The organism is Pandoraea horticolens (assembly GCF_902459555.1).
Taxonomy (GTDB): Bacteria; Pseudomonadota; Gammaproteobacteria; order Burkholderiales; family Burkholderiaceae; genus Pandoraea; species Pandoraea horticolens.
The window spans coordinates 196,441-217,992 of the sequence record NZ_CABPSM010000009.1 but is presented as its reverse complement, the minus strand read 5'-3'; the positions used below and the strand labels follow the sequence as shown (position 1 = coordinate 217,992).

Annotated in this window: 12 protein-coding genes and 5 pseudogenes; 7 read left to right on the top strand and 10 right to left on the bottom strand. The window is 57.7% G+C overall.

The window, feature by feature from the left end:
- Positions 1-640: 640 nt before the first annotated feature.
- Positions 641-1,705, top strand: a complete 1,065-nt coding sequence (locus PHO31112_RS16195) for a hypothetical protein (RefSeq protein WP_150621423.1) — start codon at positions 641-643, stop codon at positions 1,703-1,705.
- Here PHO31112_RS16195 and PHO31112_RS16190 read toward each other — a convergent pair.
- A complete protein-coding gene (locus PHO31112_RS16190) occupies positions 1,702-2,217 on the bottom strand; it encodes a hypothetical protein (protein WP_150621422.1) in 516 nt (171 codons plus the stop codon). The genes PHO31112_RS16195 and PHO31112_RS16190 overlap by 4 nt on opposite strands.
- A gap of 150 nt (positions 2,218-2,367) precedes the next feature.
- On the opposite strand from PHO31112_RS16190, the gene PHO31112_RS28220 reads away from it, so the two are divergent.
- Positions 2,368-2,529 (top strand): integrase core domain-containing protein, encoded by a 162-nt coding sequence (locus tag PHO31112_RS28220; RefSeq protein WP_150621421.1) that lies wholly within the window; start codon positions 2,368-2,370, stop codon positions 2,527-2,529.
- Between the two features lie 5 nt (positions 2,530-2,534).
- Here the strand turns inward: PHO31112_RS28220 and PHO31112_RS16180 are convergent, their stop codons facing one another.
- Positions 2,535-4,622 (bottom strand): NEL-type E3 ubiquitin ligase domain-containing protein, encoded by a 2,088-nt coding sequence (locus PHO31112_RS16180; RefSeq protein WP_174995745.1) that lies wholly within the window; start codon positions 4,620-4,622, stop codon positions 2,535-2,537.
- A gap of 82 nt (positions 4,623-4,704) precedes the next feature.
- Between PHO31112_RS16180 and PHO31112_RS16175 the strand changes: the two are divergent.
- Positions 4,705-4,865: pseudogene (locus PHO31112_RS16175) on the top strand (IS630-like element ISCARN39 family transposase); the annotation flags it as partial.
- Between the two features lie 13 nt (positions 4,866-4,878).
- Here PHO31112_RS16175 and PHO31112_RS16170 read toward each other — a convergent pair.
- Entirely contained in the window at positions 4,879-6,225 is a 1,347-nt protein-coding gene (locus tag PHO31112_RS16170) for a hypothetical protein (protein WP_150621419.1), read from the bottom strand.
- 351 nt (positions 6,226-6,576) lie between these two features.
- Between PHO31112_RS16170 and PHO31112_RS27680 the strand changes: the two are divergent.
- Positions 6,577-6,827: pseudogene (locus tag PHO31112_RS27680) on the top strand (tyrosine-type recombinase/integrase); the annotation flags it as partial.
- 316 nt (positions 6,828-7,143) lie between these two features.
- Positions 7,144-8,853, top strand: coding sequence for an N-acetylmuramoyl-L-alanine amidase (locus PHO31112_RS27935; RefSeq protein WP_281355101.1), 1,710 nt, complete (start codon positions 7,144-7,146; stop codon positions 8,851-8,853).
- A gap of 118 nt (positions 8,854-8,971) precedes the next feature.
- On the opposite strand, the gene PHO31112_RS16155 is transcribed toward PHO31112_RS27935, so the two are convergent.
- The 5 genes and pseudogenes from PHO31112_RS16155 to PHO31112_RS16130 form a co-directional block, all read right to left on the bottom strand.
- Positions 8,972-10,405: a TolC family protein gene (locus tag PHO31112_RS16155; RefSeq protein ID WP_150621458.1), complete on the bottom strand. Its 1,434-nt coding sequence runs from the start codon at positions 10,403-10,405 to the stop codon at positions 8,972-8,974.
- Between the two features lie 2 nt (positions 10,406-10,407).
- Positions 10,408-12,594: a peptidase domain-containing ABC transporter gene (locus PHO31112_RS16150; protein ID WP_150621418.1), complete on the bottom strand. Its 2,187-nt coding sequence runs from the start codon at positions 12,592-12,594 to the stop codon at positions 10,408-10,410.
- Positions 12,595-12,604: 10 nt separating this feature from the next.
- Positions 12,605-13,882 (bottom strand): HlyD family secretion protein, encoded by a 1,278-nt coding sequence (locus tag PHO31112_RS16145; protein ID WP_174995744.1) that lies wholly within the window; start codon positions 13,880-13,882, stop codon positions 12,605-12,607.
- Positions 13,883-15,246: 1,364 nt separating this feature from the next.
- A pseudogene (locus PHO31112_RS16140) lies at positions 15,247-15,659 on the bottom strand (cupin domain-containing protein).
- A 594-nt stretch (positions 15,660-16,253) separates the two neighbouring features.
- The gene (locus tag PHO31112_RS16130) at positions 16,254-17,438 is read right to left on the bottom strand and encodes a hypothetical protein (RefSeq protein ID WP_150621417.1); all 1,185 of its coding nucleotides are present in this window, start codon (positions 17,436-17,438) and stop codon (positions 16,254-16,256) included.
- Between the two features lie 188 nt (positions 17,439-17,626).
- Between PHO31112_RS16130 and PHO31112_RS16125 the strand changes: the two are divergent.
- Together PHO31112_RS16125 and PHO31112_RS27670 are read left to right on the top strand one after the other, a co-directional pair.
- A pseudogene (locus tag PHO31112_RS16125) lies at positions 17,627-17,974 on the top strand (integrase core domain-containing protein); the annotation flags it as partial.
- Positions 17,975-18,317: 343 nt separating this feature from the next.
- Positions 18,318-18,516: pseudogene (locus tag PHO31112_RS27670) on the top strand (IS5/IS1182 family transposase); the annotation flags it as partial.
- A gap of 75 nt (positions 18,517-18,591) precedes the next feature.
- On the opposite strand, the gene PHO31112_RS16115 reads toward PHO31112_RS27670, so the two are convergent.
- Both PHO31112_RS16115 and PHO31112_RS16110 read right to left on the bottom strand, forming a co-directional pair.
- Complete coding sequence (locus PHO31112_RS16115; protein WP_150621415.1) at positions 18,592-19,761, bottom strand: beta-propeller fold lactonase family protein; 1,170 nt, start codon at positions 19,759-19,761, stop codon at positions 18,592-18,594.
- Positions 19,762-20,711: 950 nt separating this feature from the next.
- Complete coding sequence (locus PHO31112_RS16110) at positions 20,712-21,437, bottom strand: 4'-phosphopantetheinyl transferase family protein (protein ID WP_150621414.1); 726 nt, start codon at positions 21,435-21,437, stop codon at positions 20,712-20,714.
- Positions 21,438-21,552: the final 115 nt, after the last annotated feature.

The following is a 21,552-nucleotide window of genomic DNA, read 5'->3' as shown; positions in this document are numbered from 1 at the left end:
TCGATATAGAGCACGGCCAGCGCGGCGAGGCAAAAGGCGCGGGACATGGTGTCAGTCCTATAGTCAGAAGAAACGTTGATGATTCTGCTTCGTCAACGGTTTAACAAAAATATCAAAATACTGTCCGAACGAGTGAGGCCACCTCGCCACATTGAAGCAATCATCGCCTTTACCGACTACCGAATGAGCGATTTGTGCAAATGCGGACGATGAGCCTCTGCGACAATAAAAGGCGCACGGCGGGCTGCGACGATGACGGGCACGCTGCGATCGAAAGCGCTTCCGTGAGATAAGTTCAATGTATCCCGTTTCCGGCGCTGGAGCCCCGCGCTCCCGGTTCCCCGTGACGACGTCAACGTCGGCACTCCCTACTACTACAACGCAGTCGACTACCCTTGGCGCCAACGTGTGTGAAGTGCGCCAAGCTGATGGGTGGTCCCGTATGCCGTTGGGCCTGGGCCAACTCCTGCCGCCCCTCAGAATGGCGATAGGCACCGGACAGGCCTCGGGAAACGTGCGCCGGTCGACGTCAACATCCACGCAGTCGACTATTGTCGGCGTCAACGTGCGCTTAGTACACCAGGCAGATCAGCCCGCTAGGCGAACGGGACCGCCTATCCATGCCGGGGCGATGGACGCTTTGCTGAACTTCACCCAACAAACGCCGTCCCCCGGAACATCGCAACTATTGGGCAGGTTTGAGGCTATTCAGAAGAGTTTCGAGCGGCACGTCAATGCTGAAGCATTGGCCGAGATGCCATCAAGCTCGCCTGAGCGCCCGCTGTCCTTTGAAGCAACAGCCCTGATACTCCAAGGGATGCAAGCCTGCATGAATGCCGCGCCAGTGCCGCAGGCCAATGCTGGAGCGTTGGCCTGCATGCCGTCGGGCCCGGTTCAACAACAGCATCTGCCGGAAGCACGCGCAGCGGAAAAACAGATAGCGTCCCAGGACGCAGGCAGCGGGACAGGTGATGGCTTGATATCTCCTCCAATAAGAATCCGCCGTCGAAAGGTAGGCATCCAAACCTTGCGGGCGCTGCGTGACGCGCTGATCCACGCCCCCCGGCTTGATGTGACAGGGTGGGCGCGAACGAACCACCTTCAGCCTCGGACAATAAGGAATTATGTATGCAAAGGCGCGCTGACGCCGGAGGCGCAAAACCGGTTGGATGTCGCCGACGGGAAAGCGCCGCGCCTCAGGACGATGGGGATGGACGACTTGCGGGCGCTGCGTGACGCATTGGCCGACAACCCCGAGCTTGATGTGACAGGGTGGTCACGGGTGAACGACCTTCATCCCGGAACAATAGCGAGTTGTGTATTCAAAGGCGCGTTAACGCCGGAGGTACAGAGCCGGTTGGATGTGGCCGACGGAAAACCACCGCGCCTTAGGAAGGTGGAGACGGACGACTTGCGGGCGCTGAGTGACGCACTGGCCCACAATTCCAAGCTCGATGTGACAGCGTGGGCGCGAGCTCGTAACCTGAATTCCCACACAGTGAGATCGCTTGTGCGAAAAGGCACGCTGAGGCCGGGGGCAAGGAAAAGGTTGCAGCGTGCCGATGGCCACCCTACGAAGCCTCGGAGGACGGTGGCGTGGACTGCCGCTCAAGTCCGGAAGCCCAGCAAGCGATTCTCCGAAGCGCAGATTGTTGGCGTGCTGAAGGAAGGCAAGCCTGTGACAGGGAAAGCCGAGCTTTCCTAGGCGCCGTGTTGCACCACAAGCAAATCCGCATGGCATCCGGCTGGTTCGACAGGCGGCTCTTCTGAAGAGGCTCGGTGCTCCACTGTCACTGGCAGGCTGTGAGCAACGCTCACTAGGTCAGTCAAATCTCGCAGGATTTCGGCGATGTGACGAGGAAGGTGTGATTCGCTATAAAAGATCTTGTCAAATGTGGCATGACGGCGGGTGCACAGGCGAATAAGGGCCGCTGACATGCATTCCAGTTGCTCCCTGTCAGGGGAAGGATTCCCCGTTCCGACAAGAAAAGCAAATCCCGAGGCGCTTAACGGCACATCACCGGCCCCGAAATTCAACTGCCGGTGCAGATACATGACGGCCGACCTCACCCGTTCCAGGAAGAATGGATTCCCTGAGAAATCACGAATTAGGTTGCGAACGATTTCGGTGTCCTCGTCGCGCTGATCGCGAAGAGCGACGCCTTCATGATTTCGCGCATACGCTCGGACATCATGTCCAGTTCTAAATATCTGCATGACCGCTCATTCTTTGAAAGTGGATAGGCGCCACTCATAGATTACGGCCTGCCCACGTTTCGTCTACTACATTTCGCTCATGAGCCGCCTGGCAACGGCGTTGGGCATGCCGATGGTGGGTCTGATACGACCCAGATAAACGGCTTTCGAATGAATCTGACTTGCGGTGGGCTACGGGAAGAATATCTAAACCAGCACGCGTTTGTCGGCCTTGAAGACGTACGCAAACGTATCGAAACATGGCGAATCGACTACAATTCGGTTCGTCCGCATAGCGCCTTGGGGCAACTGGCGCCGGACCAATTCCGGTAACTGCATCAACCGAAAGCTGGCCAGCCAGCGGGTGGACTTGGCGGAGTAAGGTTTCCCCCAGTGCTCATGATCTGGTCCATGAGCGCCTCCTTATCCCGCTTGCGCAAGAACTCCCGAGTGAGCTCTTTATAGACCTCCAACTGCTGTGCCTTCATGATGCCAACCCCGACCTGTGCCTGCGTATCGGGATCTTCCGGCAGTCTAAGATTGGCCAGCCGCGCCGCCATTTCCTGTTCATATGCGGGGAGTATGTCTTGCAATTTCCGACGCGCTCGCTCTGTCCCCTCAGGATCCAACCGCGCCAGTACCTGCTGCCAAGGCTCCCATTCCACCAGGAAATATTGAGGGAACTCTGCGGACTCTTGAGCGCGAACCTCTTGCTCGGCATCCCTCAGATCCTTCGGCACCACCCCTGAGACATGGAAAAAGCGCATGTCTGCGATGTCGGTAGGCAATTTCAGCCGGTCACGCAACTGGACCTGATAGGCCAGGTAGACTTCGATTTCGTCAACCAGCGGTAACGTTTGGGCTTTCTTGCGGGCGATCTTCTCCAGCGCGTCCAAGCGAAATGCGCCGAGCCCACGATCGACGATCTCGTCGAGCCTGGCATCATATTCGCCACGGGTGACTGCGTGCGCATGACTGAGTTTCGTCAGGTTGTTATAAGTAAGCGCGACCCGATCCTCGCAGGACTCGGTAGCCCCTTGGACGGTCTGGAAGGCTAGCTGGCGAAGCTCCCCGTCCTGGGCGAGCTGGGATAGCCAACTGGCGACCGCCATTTTGAAGCCGGCATGATAGTTGACCGATACTTTCAAACGGTCCAGAAACAGAGAGAATTCCGCAGCGTGCGCTTCCTCGCTGTGCGCTCGCCATCGGTGAACCTGTGCTTGCTCGTTGCTGTTGAACCAGTCCCGAACCGCTTCGGGAAGGGGGCGCGCCGTTGCGATGCTCACATCGGCAGCCTCGACGGAGAAGTGGATCTGTGGCCCACTGTACCTTGACACAGACGTGGCCACACGCAGTCGTTGCAAGTGGGCCGGCGAGAATGGGTTGTTCTCAACATATACCTGACCATCGTGCGGCATGCTCAACACGCTTGGCGGCAGGCGGGTCAGTTGGTTGCAACTGGCATCAAACAGCGCGAGGCTCGCAGGCAAGTCTGGCAGCTCGGTCAACTGGTTGCAATACACCCAGAGCTCCGTGAGGCTCGTGGGCAAGGCTGGCAGGCGAGTCAGCTGATTGTTATACGCGCTGAGCCACGTGAGATCCTTAGGTAATTCTGGCAGCTTGGTCAGGCGATTGTCTCTCACGCCAAGCCCTGTGAGGCTCGTAGGCAGTTCCGGCAGATAAGGCAACTGGTTGACGCATACGTTAAGCGTCGTGAGGCCCTCGGGCAACTCCGGCAGTTGGGTCAACTGGTTGACGCTTGCGTCGAGCGTCACGAGACCCACGGGCAAGGCCGGCAGCTCGGTCAGATTGTTGCAGCTTACGTCAAGCGACGTGAGGCCCGCAGGCAATTCGGGTAGACAGTCTAACCCTAATCCACGCAAATCCAGTTTGCCATCGGCCATATTGAGAATCCTGTCCTTGGCGATCGCGCGTCCCCCCTTGTCGCCCCACTCCTGTGGCCCGATAGCCACCCATGCGCATAGCGCAGACCGGTAGAGTTCATCGACGCCATTGTCATGTTCTCCAGACAAGCTTCGGATCAGATCACTCAGAAGCTCATGCGCGTCCACACGAGTATCCAGCGTGGCGAGCACTTCACGGGCGAGCAGCACATGAACTGGCGAGGAACCAGGGAACTGGCTATTGCGCGCGTTAACAACGCAAAGGCTTGCGAGAGTATCAGCCAATGCCTCGGCGTCTACCTCTTCTCGGCATGAACGGGCCAGATGTTGAATCAAATCCCGGCGCGCCAGCTTGATGTCGGCGCCACCTATCTGGCTGAACTGGCAATGAGTCCAGGCGAGCGCGGCCAATAATGTGGTGCAGCGCCGCTCGTGCCCCGGTTCACCCTCCTGACCCACATACTCAACCGCCAGCCTTTGGGCTTCATTGACTTGCTGGGATGGGGAGAAAGGTGCGCTCAACGGCCGAACCGGCGCAGCTAGCAAACATGAGCTGGAGGGAGTGATTGGCATGGGTAACGTGGCATGAGGTCAGGTGGAATTCGAGTGGGCTATCAGCGAGCGCCCCGCACGGGTTCTCGTACCCGAGCTCCCAAAGGCCAAACGCCGGTCATCCAGTTTCACTTTAGTTGGAACCCCGTTTCCATCATCGTGGGGCTGAGCCGGACCAACTGCGCGTTTCGGCTGCACGAGAGCAGCATCAAGAATGCACTGTCATTCAACGCTCAATCTGTGTGAAGTGGTACGTGGTGTATTTCTCCAGCCGGCCTTCCTCGCAGCGGTCAAAACGGAACTTCGCCCCGGGGAGCGTGAGCCACTGTAGTTTTTCGTCATCACCGCGATGGTGACCGTAAAACGCCCTCGCATCGACGGGGAACCCCTTCGTCAGTTTGATGATCATTCGATAGCCTTTGTCGGCCGGCCTCTCACCGCCGACGAAGACGATACCGGGCTCGGTGTATTCGCGCCCCTGCACCAGCATATCCGGATGCGCGATACCTCCCGGAAAGACGCTCGCGTAACGCTCGAGGCGCACCCGCTCGGGTTTCGCCTGCACGAGACTCTCAAGGATTTGCGCAAATTCAATCAGCGTCTTTTTTGTCTCAAACCGATCGTCTGGTGCCCGTAGCGCGTTCTGATAGCGAGCGTATCCGTTCGAAATGAGTTTCGAGACATTCTTTTCGTGATCGGTCATGTTCTTCTCGTTTGGCTCGATCATGTGGCGTTTCTTGGTGCGCATATCGAATACGCGTTTGACGCCAGCGTAGTCTCTCATGCCAGTTTCGTTTAGCCGGTAATCCCCCAAGGCCGGGTCGAGCTCCAGCATGTCGGGACGGTGTTCTTTCAAGTATTCAATGATGTCCGGCACGCGTTGTTTGGCTTCCAAGTCGGCGCTCAAGCGCTCCAGACTGGCGAGCAAGGCAGTTGTCGGCCCCAGGAACTGATGGGTGGTGCGTTCCAACTGCTTGATGCTGGCGCGTTGTGTGGGGGAGAACCGATCTTGCATTGGCGGCGGAAGGTGTCGCAAGGTGTTTGTGGCGTCGATAAGCGTCAACAGATCCTGGCGCGTCAATTGTCGCTTATCGGCAAGTGGCTTCAGGCGTTCTGTGGCGTCCTTGACCCGTCTCGGTTGGCGATCGAAAAAACCGGGCTCCAGAACATTGAGCATGTTGTGCACTGCCGCGGACAGCTCCCGGGGCAGTGGCGCATGCCCATGTTCAATGATGGCGCTGCCCGATGCCATCATTGACGCTTGCGTCGCGAATGCGAGATCCGTTCTCAACTCGTCCACCGTGGATGAGCTTTGGGGCTGATTTGTCTCTGCCGTTCCGAACTGAAAAACTGACCTTACGGCGTGTTGGAAATTGCCCGGTATGTTTCGCACAAAATCGCGAGCTTGGCCGAGCTTGCTCGCGAACGATTGGCCCACGCTGCAAAAAACGGCGCGAATGTTGGCGGCCATGCCGCTCTGACTGCCATTCGTGCGGTGGGCACTCCCCTCATGAGAGGCCGCGCCGGCGGCAATACGGGGACCTTGGGGTGGTGTTGCGGTTGGGACGATCATCTTAGTGAGAGTTCCTGACAACGAATTCGGACGTGATACGTTGATCATCTCCTCAGGCTGGCACGTTGGGCGGCTTGGGCAGCTTGATGCGAAACAGATCAACGGATTGCACCGGGCGTTACTGCAAAGTTCGACGATGCACGGATTGGTGTCGATAGGAGAATCCAGTCACATGTCCCAACGCGTTACTGCCGATCTCTCAGATGAAACGTTACGCTTTTTCCGAAACTCCTGATTTCAAAAAACCTTCATTTTTATTCGTCGCGCTCTTGCTTTTTTTGCTATTAACCGCCGGCACAGGGAAATCCTCGTCACGGTGCACCACGTGCGCACTCGCACTGCTTTCGCCATTTACGTCTGCGGAAGATAATGCGGCGATTTTTCAGTCGGAGCGTCGATATCCTCCAGGCAGATAGCAATTAGCAGAAAAGCTGCGCTGCGCGAGTCCCTATTGGATGCGACACACGCACGCAACGCGTGCGTTCATGCGCGGCACGGACCTGACCACGGTCAGAGATAACCTGCGGCATACCTCGATTTCGACGACGTCAGTCTATAGGCATGGAGATGACGTGACGCGTGCCCGGCAGCTAACGTCGTCGATGCCATCGGCGCAGGCCAGCACGATTCGCGCTCGCAATGCCGCCGCCTGCGCTGTCTTGCGACGCCTCAATCACGTGAGTCAATTCTGCGCGCCCGCTAATAGCCATCCCGAATGGCCTGCCGCTGGGCATGCTCGCCGTATTCGTTGCGACGCTCGGCCTCAACTGAGCCTGCCCCGTTGAGTTCGTTACGGACATGCGCATCGAGGCATCATTGGCGTGTCACGACGCGTATTGTGCAGGATGGCGTGAACGATTTATGCAATTTTCGGGCTGGGCAGCGAGATATTATTGACTCCTACGCTGGCTTTGCGTGATGCTCCAAGTCGAGTGTTTTGCTGAGCGGGCACTTTCCATCGCGTGGGGTCTGGATAAAGCGTTCGGTTGTCTCCCTGCCAATTTATCGAATCGAAATCGAGGTGCTGACATGATGCCAATTTCAGGTGGCTCTGCCTTCTCTGCCCAATTCGCCGCCGTTTCAGCCACAGCGACCACGGCACCTCAAGGGCAGCAGACGGGGATGGTAGCCGATGTTGCCACGGTATCTTCCGGTGCATCGGCACCCATAGCCCCGATCGACTACAACAGCTATCGCTCGACCGTCAGCTACAACAGTCGCGTGCGCTTTTTGGTCATGCACTACACGGCCCAGAATTTCAGGGACTCGATCCAATCGCTAGCGAGCGAAAAGTCGAAAGTCAGTGCGCATTACCTAGTCCCCGATCCAACCGATCCTTCCTATAGGGACTCCGGCCGCACCAACGTTCAGGTATTTAACCTTGTAGATGAATCCAACCGCGCGTGGCACGCGGGCAACAGCGCATGGGCAGATCGCACCAACCTCAACGATAGTTCGATCGGCATCGAGCACGTGAACCTCGCCGCAAGCGATAGCTGCAGCGGCGATATCCACTTCCCGCCCTACAATCCGGAACAACTGGAAGCGTCCCGTCAGCTCGCGCAGAACATCCTTCAGCGGTATCCCGACATTACGCCCACCCATGTGGTCGGTCATTCGGACATTGCCGTTGGGCGCAAAAGCGACCCCGGCCCCTGCTTCCCATGGAAGGCATTTCACGACTCAGGCATCGGCGCGTGGTACGACGAAGCGACCAAACAGAAATATGTCGATCTCTTTAATCTTCAGGGACTGCCGTCGATTGGGGAAGTCACGCAGAAATTCCGCGTCTACGGCTACGACACCTCGATTGCGCAGGGTATGCCTCAAGCGTTCTCGCAACTTGTCCGCGCATTTCAGCTTCATTTCCGCCCGAGCAACTATGACGGCAACTTGGACATCGATACAGCGGCCGCGCTGTACGCATTGGTTGAGAAGTACTTTCCATCGCCGCCGGGAGAAAACGGCATCTCGCGTGTCAACGATGGCGCTTCGAGTCCAGAAGGCGTGCGAAGCAGCCAGTCCCCTCCTATTGTGGGAACAGGGCTGCCAGATTCGCCCTCCACTGATACGCTTTCCACTAGCAGGGGGGGTATCGGAACACAATCGACGGCCGAAGCGAATCATGGCGAATCGAGTTCAATGGTGTATGCACCCCGCCCCACCATCGACTGGACGTCTTTTGATCCCTTTACGTCGCCTGTTTCATCAGAGCCCCTCCGACCGCAACCTGAACTTGTAGCTCAATGGATGAGTACTTACCGTCGAGATGCCGCGGATATCGAAAGCCGGGCTGACGCCCTGCGGCAGCAACGACCCGAGTTTTTGCGTAATTACTATCATCAACGTACCACTGAACGGGACCCCATTGCGGCGCAAGAACTCAGACAGCAAGCGATGGACCTCGCGCAAGAAGCCTATAGCCTTAACCAGCGAATGAGTTCCTTGAGGACAGCGCTTGACAGGTACCCGGCTGGCCTGGAAAGGGAGAGGGATGAGGCAGAATTGTCTGCGCAGAGAATGGCACAGATCGCAAGCGAAGGTATGCGAGTCCATGATTCCCTGAGAAACCCCGCTGAAGGTCGAAGAATTGGCGATCCTCAATCTCCGGCGCCAGCTTCAAATTAGGCCCTGGCTGCAGAATCCGGGCGGGTTGGGGCTGACGCTTCACCCGCTCCAGCGGACACAGCAGTGCATCGCCGCGTCGTCTTGATCCGACGTCCACCTCGCGCCGTGCGCGTCTGTGTTACCGGCCCATATTCCACGCGCCCAACCTCCCGAGGCTTTCCGCCAGCTTCAGTCTCGCGACCCGCCATTTCGATACCGCGAGTACTCGCTGCCGGCGCGCATCGGCAAGCGCCAGCTGGGCGTTCAGCAATTCCGTGAACGTGCCGACGCCAGCTTTGTAACGGCCGCGCGCGACCTCGAGCGAACGCAGTGCAATATCGAGCAAATGCTGCGAATTGTCGAGGTTCGCCGTATCAGTGTTCAGGTTATGGTAGCTCTTCCACACGTCGAGCGATACCTTCAGTTCCGTACTGCGCACGTTGGCTTCTTGCGCTTCGGCCTGCGCTTTCGCTTGGGCGACGCGGTGCCCGGACAGGAATCCATCGAACAGCGGAATCGAGATCTGGATTCCGATGGAATTGCCGTGACTGCTCTGCACTTGCAGCGGACCGGATTGCTGCTGAAACGACGGGTTGTTGCGGGAGAGATTGCCGATTAGCGAGATCGTCGGCAGCGTCTGCGTTCGCACGATGCGGATCTGGTCGCGCGCCGCTTCGAGCTTCTCGCGCGCGGCGATCAGCGTCGGGTGATGAAGCTTCGCTTCCGCGATTAAGTCGGAAACGCCGCTCGTAAATTCGCCGAGATCCGGCGACGGGCCCGCGTCAGCGATGCGCAGCGGCGTGTCGGGATCGACGCCCAGTGTCGTCGCGAGCGTGCCGACTGCGGACTGCAGCTCCCCTTCCGCGTTCACGCGCTCCAGCAATGCTTTGCGATAGTCGGTCTGTGCCTGAAGCGAGTCGGCCAGCGTCCCCGTGCCGCCGTCATGCCGCGCGTTGGCTTCTGCCAGACTCTCCTGCGCGCCGCGCTCGACCGCGTGCGCCGCGTCGAGCGCCGCTTGCGCGTCGCGTAGCGCGTAAAACGCCTGCGCAGCATCATAGAAAACTCTCTGCAGCGCATCGTTGTTGGCTGCATTGGCCGCACGTAGCAAGGCACGTGCGCGATCCAGCGTCGCGCCACGTTTGCCGAAATCAAACAGCACCCAGCTCAGGTTGAGCATGCCATAGCGGCTGGTGCTGCTCTGATTCTGCGAATAACCCAAATTGTAGTTCGTCGTCGCGTTGTCGCGCTCGACGCCGGTCGTCGCGTTCAGAGTGGGCCAGTACGCAGCCTTCGACACGTCGACGTCGGCCGCTGCCGCACGAGCGTCCGCCCAAGCCCCCTCCAGCAGTGGGTGCGAACAGATCGCGAGCAGGATTGCATCCTCGAGCGCAAGCGGGCGATCACCAGCCTTCGCGCCGTCGCATGAGATACTCGATGCCATCGAAGCGCCCGGCGTTGCCGGTACGTCTGTGTGCGTCAAAGGGACGTCGAGCCGCTGCGCGTGCGCCGGAAATACCGACGCGATCAGTGCCACCGCACTTAGCAGGTTCGCGAGTCGCTGTATCAGCTTCATCATCAGGTGCCCGGTGCGGTCGAATCGGCTGCCTGCGGGGGCTGATCTGCGGCCGTCATTGTGGCCATCGCTGCGGTCGATTGGTCTAGCACGACCTTGCCGCCCTTCAACATAATCACGCGCTGCGCCGACGCTATCGTTTCCGGGCGATGGGCCACAATGAGGCGCGTCATCGCGAGCCGCGTGACCGCAGTGTTAACTTGCATCTCGCGCTGCACGTCGAGATGGCTGGTCGCCTCGTCGAGTATGAGAATGCGGGGCCGCTTGTAGAGCGCGCGCGCTAGCAGCACGCGTTGTTTTTGTCCGCCGGACAGCACGGTGCCCATGTCGCCGACCAAGGTGTTGTAGCCCATCGGCATCTCCGCAATGTCGTCGTGCACGGCGGCAGTCCGCGCGCATTCGGCGATCCAGTCTGGATCGGCTCCGGGATCGAAAAAGCTGATGTTGTCCGCGATCGAGCCAGCGAACAGCACGTCGTCCTGCAGCACTGTGCCGACGAGGTCGCGCAGCCGCTCGACGCCGAGTCGGTTGACGTCAAGCCCGCCGATACGCACGGTGCCGCTCGTCGGCTCGTGAACGCCGATGAGTACGCTGACCAGAGTCGTCTTACCGCAACCGGATGGACCGATGATCGCAACAGATTCGCCCGCCGCGATCTTCGCGCTCACACCGTTCAGCACTAGTGGTTCGCCGTCCGCATAACGAAACGACAGACCGTCGATGTCGATGCTTGCTTCGAGTGCTCCCTCCTCGCCGGCGACGCTGCGCAAGCTCGTATCCGGCTCTGCCTTCTCGAGCAAGATGTCGGCTAGCCGCTCACCCTGCAACTGCAGCATCTTGAGCTCGAAATACTTGTCGATCAGGCTCCCCACGCGGCTGTCGAACTGTCCCTTGTACCCGTTGAACGCCATCAGCGCGCCGACCGTAAATTGGCCGTCCATCACCATTCGCGCGCCTAGCCAGATGATCAGCAGATTCTCGATTCCGAACAGTAGGCCGTTGAGCTGCTGGTAGAAGATCTGCAGCTTCTGCACACGTAGGCCGGCGTTGAGCTGCTCGACGAGCAGAGTGATCCAACTCGCGCGTCGCTCCATCTGCCGGTTGAACAGCTTGATCGTCTTCACGCCACGCACGGTCTCAAGGAAATGGCTCTGCTGTTTCGCGGCATGCATGATCTGATCCTCGGTCGCGCGCCGCAACGGCGCATACCAGAGCCACCGCACAAGCATGTAGAGCGCCATGGTCGCGAGCGCCGCGAGCCCGAGCACGCGACTGTAGATCATCATTATCACGAGCGTGACGATCGTCATCAGACCGTCGATTACCGCGCTGAGAAACGACGTGGTCAGGGTTTGCTGAATTATCTCGGTCGAGCCGAACCGCGACACTACGTCGCCGAGGTGGCGCCGCTCGTAATATCGCACTGGCAGGCTCAACAGGTGTGAAAAGACGTTCGCGCGCCACTGTATATTCAGCGTGACGCCGGCATACATCAGCGCCCACGCCCGAATTGTGCCGGTTGCCTGCTGCATCAGCAGCAACAGGCCGAAGCCGAGTGCCAGTACTGTCATCAGGTCGCGATCGGCACTGACGATCACTTCGTCGATCACCCACTGCAGGAAGAACGGCTGCACCAGCATGAAGACTTCGAGCGCGATGGAGAGCGTAAGGATCTGCGCGATCGAACGCGACAGTCCCGACACTGGACCCAGCAATTCGCGCAGTTTCACCGCAGGACGCGCCGCGCGCGGTGCGAACCCGGCGGCCGGCCATAGCTCGAGCGCGACACCGGTAAACGCCTCCGATACCTCGGTGAGGGGCATCTTTCGGATACCATGCGACGGATCATGAATCGTCGCGATCCTGCCGCTCACGTTTTTCAACACGACGAAGTGATTGAAATTCCAGTGCAGCAGGCAGGGCAAGCGAAGCTGGCCGAATTCCGCCATATCGAGCCTAACCGCTCGCGTTCCGAGCCCGAGGTGTTGCGCGACTTCGATCACTCGTCCGAGCCCCGCCCCCTTCAGCGATACGGAGAATTGTCCACGAAGCGTAGCGAGATCCACGTGATGGCCGTGATAGCTGGCCACCATCGCGAGACACGCGAGCCCGCATTCCGCGGCTTCGGTCTGCAGGATCATCGGCAGCTTGCGGCTGAGGCCTAACGAGAGGCGATCGAATAACATCATGCGCAGCCCATCATAGTTTGCCGGTCAAACCGTAAAGCGGCTCGAGCACCCACTCATACAGGCGTCTGCGCTCCTGCAGGATATCCGACTGCAGCGTCATGCCGGCCTGCAACGGTTGCTTCGTGCCAGACGCTGTGATTTTCTGATCATCAAGCGCAGCGATCACGCGATAGAAGGTCGCGTCGCGTCCCTCGCCCGGCGTCGCCGCTGGGCCGCCGTCATTCGCGAGTTCTGTCGCGGACAGCGCTGCGCGCGCGATCGATACGACAACTGCGCGGTATTGGCCGAACTTCTGATAGGGGAACGCTTGATAGCGGATCAGCACCGGCTCGCCGATCCGCACAAAGCCGATCGCCGTGCTCGGCAAGAACAGATGCGCCTGCCACTGCGCGCCGCTCGGCACGATGCTCGCGAGTGGCCGTGACGTATCGACTGATTGGCCGACGTCGGCAACCGCCGCCGCCACCACGCCATCTTGCGACGCAGTGACAACGATCCGGCGTTTGGCCTCGCTTTCGATCAGGTTCTGATCGACGTCAATCACGTTGCGATCGATCTGCGCGAGCTGGTTCTGGTGCTTGAGATCAAGGCCGGCTAGTTGGTTGTCCGCTTCCGTCAGCGATTGTGCTGTCGATGCGCGCTCTCGTAGTAGTCCTTTCAGTTTCGACTGCTGATCGAGCAGGTCGGCCTCGCGTTGTTGTGCTTGGTCCTTCGAGATGTAGTCCTGGGCCAAAAGGCCGCGATAGCGCTTCGCAGCGTCAGCTGCGATCGACGTGCGCAACTGTTGCGCTGCGAGCTGGTCTTCGATCTGCGCAAGCTCGTGTCGCAAAGTCGCGGTTTTCGCGCGCACCGTTGCGCGTTCGTCCTGCTGCAGAGTGCGCGTCTTGTCCATTTCCGAAAGCAAGGACGCCTTGCGCTGCCTCGCCTGCGCGATCAGCGCGGCTTGCGTGGCTCCCCCCGCTGCGCTCTGCAGGTCGGTGGACACCGTATACAGTGTCTGTCCACGCGTAACGTGCTGGCCCTCCCTAATATCCCGCTCGACGACGATGCCCGGCTGCGGCGCATAGACCTTCACCAGCCCCGCGTCCGGCATCACGACGCCGCTGACCGTCGTGCGCCGCGTATAGGTGCCGAACGTGAAAAATAGAAGCACGCAGACGGCCATTGCACTCGCCGCCGTAGTCAGCAGCGTCAGCGACAGGGGGCGCACGAGGATAATCTCGCTTAGCCCGCTGGCGCGCTGGGCCTGCAGCGCTTCATGCCGGAAGAGAGGGTTTGACGCCATCAAAGCTGACCGATTTAAGTGTTTGTCGCAAGCGGATTTGAATATTGGCCGTTACATACTCGCCCTCATCGGGAGTCGCGTATCGACAAAATATGTGGTTGAATCGAACGCACATGCCCGCCTCGGTGTGCCGGGGCGCTCGATTTCAAACCGGATGAACTGATCCACGGCGTGCATGCCGTCAGCATCAAGAGCCCTCGGATGCGGTCCGACTTATCGACAGCCTGCTAGACAAACATGATGCCGGTCGGTGGCGATTGTATTGAGCAGAAAATTAGTCTTGCGCCGATATTCCATGTAGGATATTTAAGGCGGATCTAAAACTTAGATCCGCCTTCCGTAAAATAAAGTTGAACTGGGTTGCCGGACAAATATTTAATCCAACTAATCGAAAAGCGAGCCCAGTCCGCCGATTACCCTACCGATCACTGACCCTGCCAACCAGCCGACAGCTGTGCCACCTACGGCGCCAATTGGGCCGCCAATTGCAGCGCCACCAACGCCACCGACGCTTGCACCGATAATCTGGCCCGCAGTAATCGCGTCATCAACGTTAACGCCCGCACCAGAAACACGTCCAACTTCATCGAGAGAAAGAGTGCGCATACGATGCTCCTTTATCTAAATCAATGAATGCTGCCATCCTTAGCAGTGTCTACTCTTGGATTCACCTGCTGTAAAATACGGTCAGGTTGGGCTGGGTTGTCGGAAAGGTTATTTACCCCCACCACTCGAAAAGCGAACCCACCCCGCCAATTGCGCCACCGACCCATGATCCTACCAACGCGCCGATAGCTGCACCACCTGCGGCACCTACTGGGCCGCCAATCATGGCGCCGCCAATGCCACCCACGGCTACACCGATACCCCCACCCGACGCCGCGCCTGCATTAATAGCGTCACCAGTGTTAACGCCTGCACCAGAAACAAGTTCAACTTCACCGAGAGAAAGAGTGCGCATACAATGCTCCTTTATTTAAGCCAATGAATGCTGCCATCTTCAGCAGCGCGTACTGCTCTTGTTTTTGATTGATTTCCACAGGTGATGAGCTTTAAATTTTCTGTTCTTCCTTATTAAGGCGTGCTACGTCGTCATCAACCCAACATATCGTCCAGAACCGTTGGTTGAATCTATATTACGACCTGCAATCATAGTTTCCATGACGAGAACATGATACTTTCGTGAGATTCCCCTGAAATTAGTTGTGATTGGCGAGAGGTTCTTGGTACGTGTAAAACCCGATCCCAACCTTACGAGTCCTCACGGGAACCCGCCCGTCACACCACAAACGTAGCCGACGGGTTGATAGGATAAAATTGGCGGCTGATTTCGTCGTCAGTTACGGCATGAGTCCGCGCGGTTCGCCTCATACCCACGGATCGTTCTGCACCGTCCGTTCGTTGGCTACACCATCTCCAGTGTTCACCACGCCACGCGGCTCGATCGGCGGCATCTTCACTTCGCCGTGCGCACACGGTCTGTACTCGGCGGCTTTGGGCACCACTGCCGTCTGGCCGGTGCGCAGCACGATCGAGCCGTCGCCCGATAGGCGATGCGCAGTTCCCCTTCAAGGACGATGGAGGTTTCGTCCGTATCTGCATGGCGGTGCCACTTGAAGTCGCCTTCAACCTTTACGACCTTGAACTGATAGTGGTTCATCTCCGCGACGACGCGCGGTTACCAGTAGCCGTCGATCAGTGCGATCTTGCCGCGCAGATCAAGGCTCCGGCACTGGCCGTGGTCGGTCGGCGCTGCGGAAAAAGTCGTGGATTGGGACATCGTTCTCTCCGTTCAAAAGTTGACGGATCGAGGATACGGGGGGCACCCCGTAGCCGTACTGAACGATCGTGGGTGTGTTCCGCCTAGCCTGAAACTCTCGCGATCTGGGCCCAGCGTCCAGGCGTCAGGCTAAACGTCTTCGAGAAATGGCGCGTCACATGTGGCTCCGGTCGGCAAAGCCCGCAGCGGCCGCGGCGTAGGCCAATGACTTTGCCCGCAAGCAGCATCTGGCATGCAGCATCCAGGCGCCGCGCTCATCGATCAGAGCGTGGACGGCAGCTGTATCGGCACCGCATCAGATTGCGAACCTACGCACTTGCCAAGCGCACCATGGAGCTCTGGCAACCGCGTGCCAGCGCTGCGGTTATGAGGCACCGTACCGGCTCAGTGTTCAACTGCTTGGGCCCCCTACCGCTGCGCCCATTGCCGTGCTAGCTATGGCGGCCAAGGCGGGACGCCCCGTGAGGCGCAACCGATCAGTGCTTCGAATGACAATACTCAGTCTTCACCGGCAAACCAGGCTGGCGCGTCACGCCCCTTCACCCCATGCATGCATGGCGCATGCCGCGACGCCCCAGGAAGGCCGAGGCGGGTTCAAACGCTCAACGCCGGCAATCGCGCTGCGGTCATGCGAATTTCAGCCAACGCTTGCTCCGCCCACGTATCGAGCGTGCCACCGAGAAGCGCTTCCACGCCATTGTCCGCCCACTTGGGATTCTGCGCCTGCCACGTCGGCACGCGCTGGCTGCCGAGATAGTCGAGGTGGCCCATCCAGTAGTGGTTGAGCACCTTGGCGGGCACTATGCCCGCGACGTAGCGTGCATTGCGCGGATACCGTTCGGCGAACGCCGCATAGGCGAAGTTCGCCTCGCGCAGTTGGCCGGCTTTAAGCAAATTGGTGAGCAGCTCAAGCGCGGCGGCGGAGGGCGATAGGTATTCATGCGAATTCAGCGCACTAAGACGAATGGCGCGAATGGCGTCTAGCGGGCTGTCGATCAGCACCGGCTCACGGCCATGTGTTTGTGCGGCGTCACTACGGGAGATCGACGTGTCCGGCGCATTGACCTCGCGCATGATATTGCTGGCAAAGATCGACAGGTTCTCTGCATTCCGAGCCGCCCGTACAGCGGTGTCCTTGTCTCCCGTCATTTGAGAGACCATGCGCTCAACGGTCTGATGAATGTCACGAGCGAAATTGCCTTGGACATCATTTTGGTCCAGGCCAATGAGCTTTAGGGAGCGGAGCAGGCTGGGCGTCAGGCTCACAAACCTTTCCTGGGCCGCGAGCACTGGATCAGCGTTCCCGTCCGATTCTGGCAACAATAAGGTTTCCGCTGCGAAATGGTGATACTCAGAGACAACATTCTGGCCATCGTAGTGCATCGAACAAAGCAGGCGGCATCTGTCATCGAGATCGAAGGGGGGGAGGTTCGCCATGGTGTTTTCCGTAGCGGCGTGGCACGGGATATCAAAATCCCCTATTCGGAAAACGGGAGAGTCACTGTCGGAGATCTGCCACGTCAACGAGTCTTGCCGTGCAGGCGCCACATACTGTCTAAGTTCAGAAAACGAGGACAGTTGTTGTGCTAACGTGTCCGCGTGGGAGAGGCGAAAGAGAGCGACCTTGGCAGCCTCGCTTTTTGTGCCAAGAACCCAGTCGGCGATTTTTCCCCATAGACTGACCACATCTTTCTCGCGCCGAGCGGTTACGCATGCACGAATATCATTTTCGTTGATTGATCGAGAGTACAAGATTCCGCTGACAAGATGAATATTCATACGTTCGGGTAGCAATGACGAATTGCTTCTCGTGCTGAGTGATTAGTGAGAGTCCGCTTATGCCGGTCGATTACCTCAATCTGGCGACATCAATAATGTCCTGTTGTTGAACATACGGCTTTCAGAAAATGATCGTAAGCGCTCGGACAGGGACGCCCTAGCGTTGTTAGCCATTGATTGGCAAGCTCGCGCTACGCGCGATCCGGTCCCTGGATCAGGTAATCGAATGGCGTGGCAAGCCGCTGAAGATCCGTAGCGACAATGGACCCGAATGTGTCAGCGATGCGTTCAGGGAGTGGGCCGTTCGAAGTGACATCGTGCTCCAGCTTATCGAGCCCGGCAAACCACAACAGAACGTGTACATCGAGCGTTACAACATAACGGTTCCATACGACGGGCTCACTCATTACCTCTTCGAGACGGTGAGCGACGTTCAGGAGTCTGCGACGAAGTGGCTGTGGACATACAATCACGAGCGGCCAAACTTGGCCATTGGCGGCGTACCGCCGAAACGGAAGTTGCTCATCGCGGCATGACCTCTACTTCTGAGCCCCGTTGAATATGGGGGAACGACCACCCGAAGCGCTACCTCGCGATATCGCACAGGAACGAGTTGGATCTCGGAAGAAGCCTCGCCCTGCGCGTTACGAACAGATCGAAGGATTCTTCCGGCGGAAAGGGGCTTCAAGGATTTGCTCGAGCGAGAAGTCGTCCTGGAGCGCTGGTACGCGTTCCAGGACGACTCCATCGAAAAAGCGCCCAGGCAATGGTGTGCTGATAACGGGCTCGAAATTCGGGACTGAGACATGACGCACCATATGCGCCAAACCGGAATGACTCGTCGCGAAGCGTCTCATCTTTACTTCGTTTGACAACAGACGCCGCGAGTGGAAGAAAGGCTGCGGCTACCACCGACGATCGCGTGCCGAGAACGCGATATGTCGCCGCCTGAAGACCACCGGTAATCGCCCCCCTGGCACGGCGCACTGACTCGCAGGTAATCGAGGCTGCGGTTCGCGTGGGCGTGATCAATCGCATGGCGGACCTTGCACGTCAGCAATCCATGCACATCGCATGAATCCATCACCACCGGCATCCTTCCGCCCTCTCGCTCGATTTATGCAACAACGCCAACTTCGCCGGCGCCGGGAAATTACATGTCGATCACGACCATATCAATCAAGACACTATTGACTTGGGTGTCGACGGATATCGTTAGTTTGGTCGTAAGGGACCCATCATCGTCATTAATTTCATAAACCTGTATGGTCCCTCCAAACTCGGATAGAGCATAAAGATAACGCCCGCTTGGCTCAATAACCAACGTCACTGTGTTATCGCCCAGAAAACCGCATGGTTTTTGATCGGATTTTGTCAATAAACCATCCACTCCGATCTTGTACGAAATAACAACATTTTCTCCCTGATTGGTCAGGATGTCTGCCGCGACGGCGACAAAGAGATACTTTCCATTCTGACTCACGACGCCGGCGTTACCTGAGCCCGGTAAGTGAGCGACATTTCCCAACGGTATAAATTGTTGGCCGCCATTCTCCAATTTAAATCCGACAACCTGAAGAGGGTTGGGAGCACTGGTCGGCATGGAATCAAGAATGACGTAGACGAATTTTCCGTTAGGATCGGCCGCCAAGGAATTTCCTTCGTTGTCGCTGTCTATGTTGGCGCTGTTTATTTCCCCGCTACCACGATAGGCAAGCCCGAAAGCGTTCGTGCTCAAAGCAACGATTTGTGATTTCTTGGCCGGCGTGTCTTGATAGATCGCCAACACGAATTGGGCCTGATAGGATGGAGTTGCTCCAGGCGTGGGAACAAGTTCTAGCGTCGCGATGTCTCCAATCACGGTATCTGGAAGGCCTTGTATATTTTTGGTCCACGGCGTCAGGGCTTCAGGTGAGGCTTGAGATGATAAGAACCGAAAACCAGGAATCTGTTCGGTAAGTGGATTCTCAATAAGAAAATTATCAATGTACAAGTAGTATAAACTCGACCCAACGTAAAATCCAATAACATAGCTTGGATCATCTGACACTCCGTTGGTGTAATGGTCGATTTTTGGCGTTAGCGAACCATCACTTTCAACATGGTAAATGCTTATTGCCCCTGTTTTCTCGCTCTGATCGGCGGATTCACTAACAACAAATAAATAGTCTCCCTTTGGAGAAAATTTTGACACATTGGGGCAGGCGATACCAACCGCATTTGCACATGAAACCGGATTTCCCAATGGAGATAGAGAACCATCCGGTTGAACAGAATAAGGATGAATAACTCCGTACTCCAAGACGTAAGCAATTTTTTTCATTATACATCTCCTGTTAGTTTGCGATAATTGACGCGAACAAAATTATTAAAGCACAAAAACACATCGAGAATTTTTATGCAGTTTTATATAAAACAAAATATTTTGACTTTGCGAATTCATCGTCAAGTTCGCCCTCTCCGTTTGACTGTCGTGATGAGTGAATTCGCAGCAAGTGATGGGATGCATGTTCGTTTCGGGTGGCCAAGGTGAACGACGCACGTCAGCGCCGATGTGGCAGAAGGGAACAGGTCGACAGGAATCGCTGGACGCCACAACTATCTCCACGAGCAGTTTGCTGAAAATACTTCCGGCGAGGGTCACGTCAAAATTGGCTGGCCGCACAGGAAACCCTACAAGCCGTTCATGTGATCTGGGCAAGGGGTACCTCTGCTTGAGCCTGGGACTCGGAGGCCGCAAGGACAAGATGTATGTTCCACCTTGTTTGCATAACACCATAGGATCCGACCACAGCCAACTATCAGAGCTAATAGTACGCATACGGCGACGGGTTCTAGGTTCAGCCACGCGAGCCTGCTTGGCTCAGATTCTTGACCGAGCGCGCGGTTTGCGTCGGCCCGAGTGCCGCCATTGCAGAACAGCGCCGTGATGAAGTGCCTGCGCGATTCACATCGGCCCCGCGGCATTCTTGTATGTCCAGCACTGCGTCAAGTACTGCAGGTGTTGCGGGGGGAGACGGGCGTTCCAGCCGGCTCGACGGCATGCCGGATGACTCACCGGCCCGATACACCACGCGCACATTGGCGGCCGGCGTAGTCGGGGCAGTGCGCTCTGTCGGGGGGGGCGGTGAGGTTGATGCAGCCACTGGGGGCTGGAGGCGCCGAGCCTCTGTGCCGGAAACGGGAAATCGTTTTTTACATCCCGGGTAGTCCTGCACACGAGTTGCCGTACCGCCGTGTCAGGACAGGTCGTGGAGTCAAAGTAGCCGTCGTTCAATACCGCCCCTCCCACGCCAGACAAATTTGACATTCCGGTAAATCGTCGATCCAGCGGAAGTTCAGAGAGGCTGCGGCTTCGAGTCGTGTGCGATCTACGACCACGGGGCGCTGCGTAGCGCGGTTGCCAACATCCACGCGCAGGCACAGCAAGCTTTCCGCAATCCCCAACCCGATGGCTTTCAGGATGGCTTCTTTCGCTGTCCAGCAACGAAGGAAGGCATCGCGTTGCGCCGCTGGTGCTAAAACTTCGATGACGGCGCGCTCCGGTGCGGTACAAACGAGCGGCGCGAGTTCCTGCAAGTTCAGTACGCGTTGTTTCACCTCAACGTCGACACCAACGCAGCGGGCTCGGGAAATGGCAATCAAGGCATCGTTGCCCGTGTGGGAGACGTTGAAGGAGATCATTGCTCCCTTCCCCGAGAGCGACGATGCCAGTTCCGGGCGGCCATATTGGTTCTGCGTGAAGATGACCGACTCAGGCGCGATCCCCGTGTACGCGCCTAACAACTCCCTCAATACCGAACGCGTCACCGTAAAGCGATAACGGTCGGCATCGTAGCGAAATCGTCCTGCCCGCGCCATTTCGTAGGCGTCGAGATAGCGAGAGGCGTCTCGATTCTCTCCCTGCTCGGCGATGATGGCCGCCAGCGACACGTGCCAGACATCGATGTCCGCCGGCCACCGGCCGTTACAAGGGAGTTTCCGTGCGCGTGCCGTCATAAGGGCGTCCTTGGCTCGTCTGCCTTATCTTTGAAATTCATTCTCAATTAGTGAATGAGAATCATTTTGATTTTTGCGATGAAATCACCGATCATTGGCATTCAGAAAACTGGAG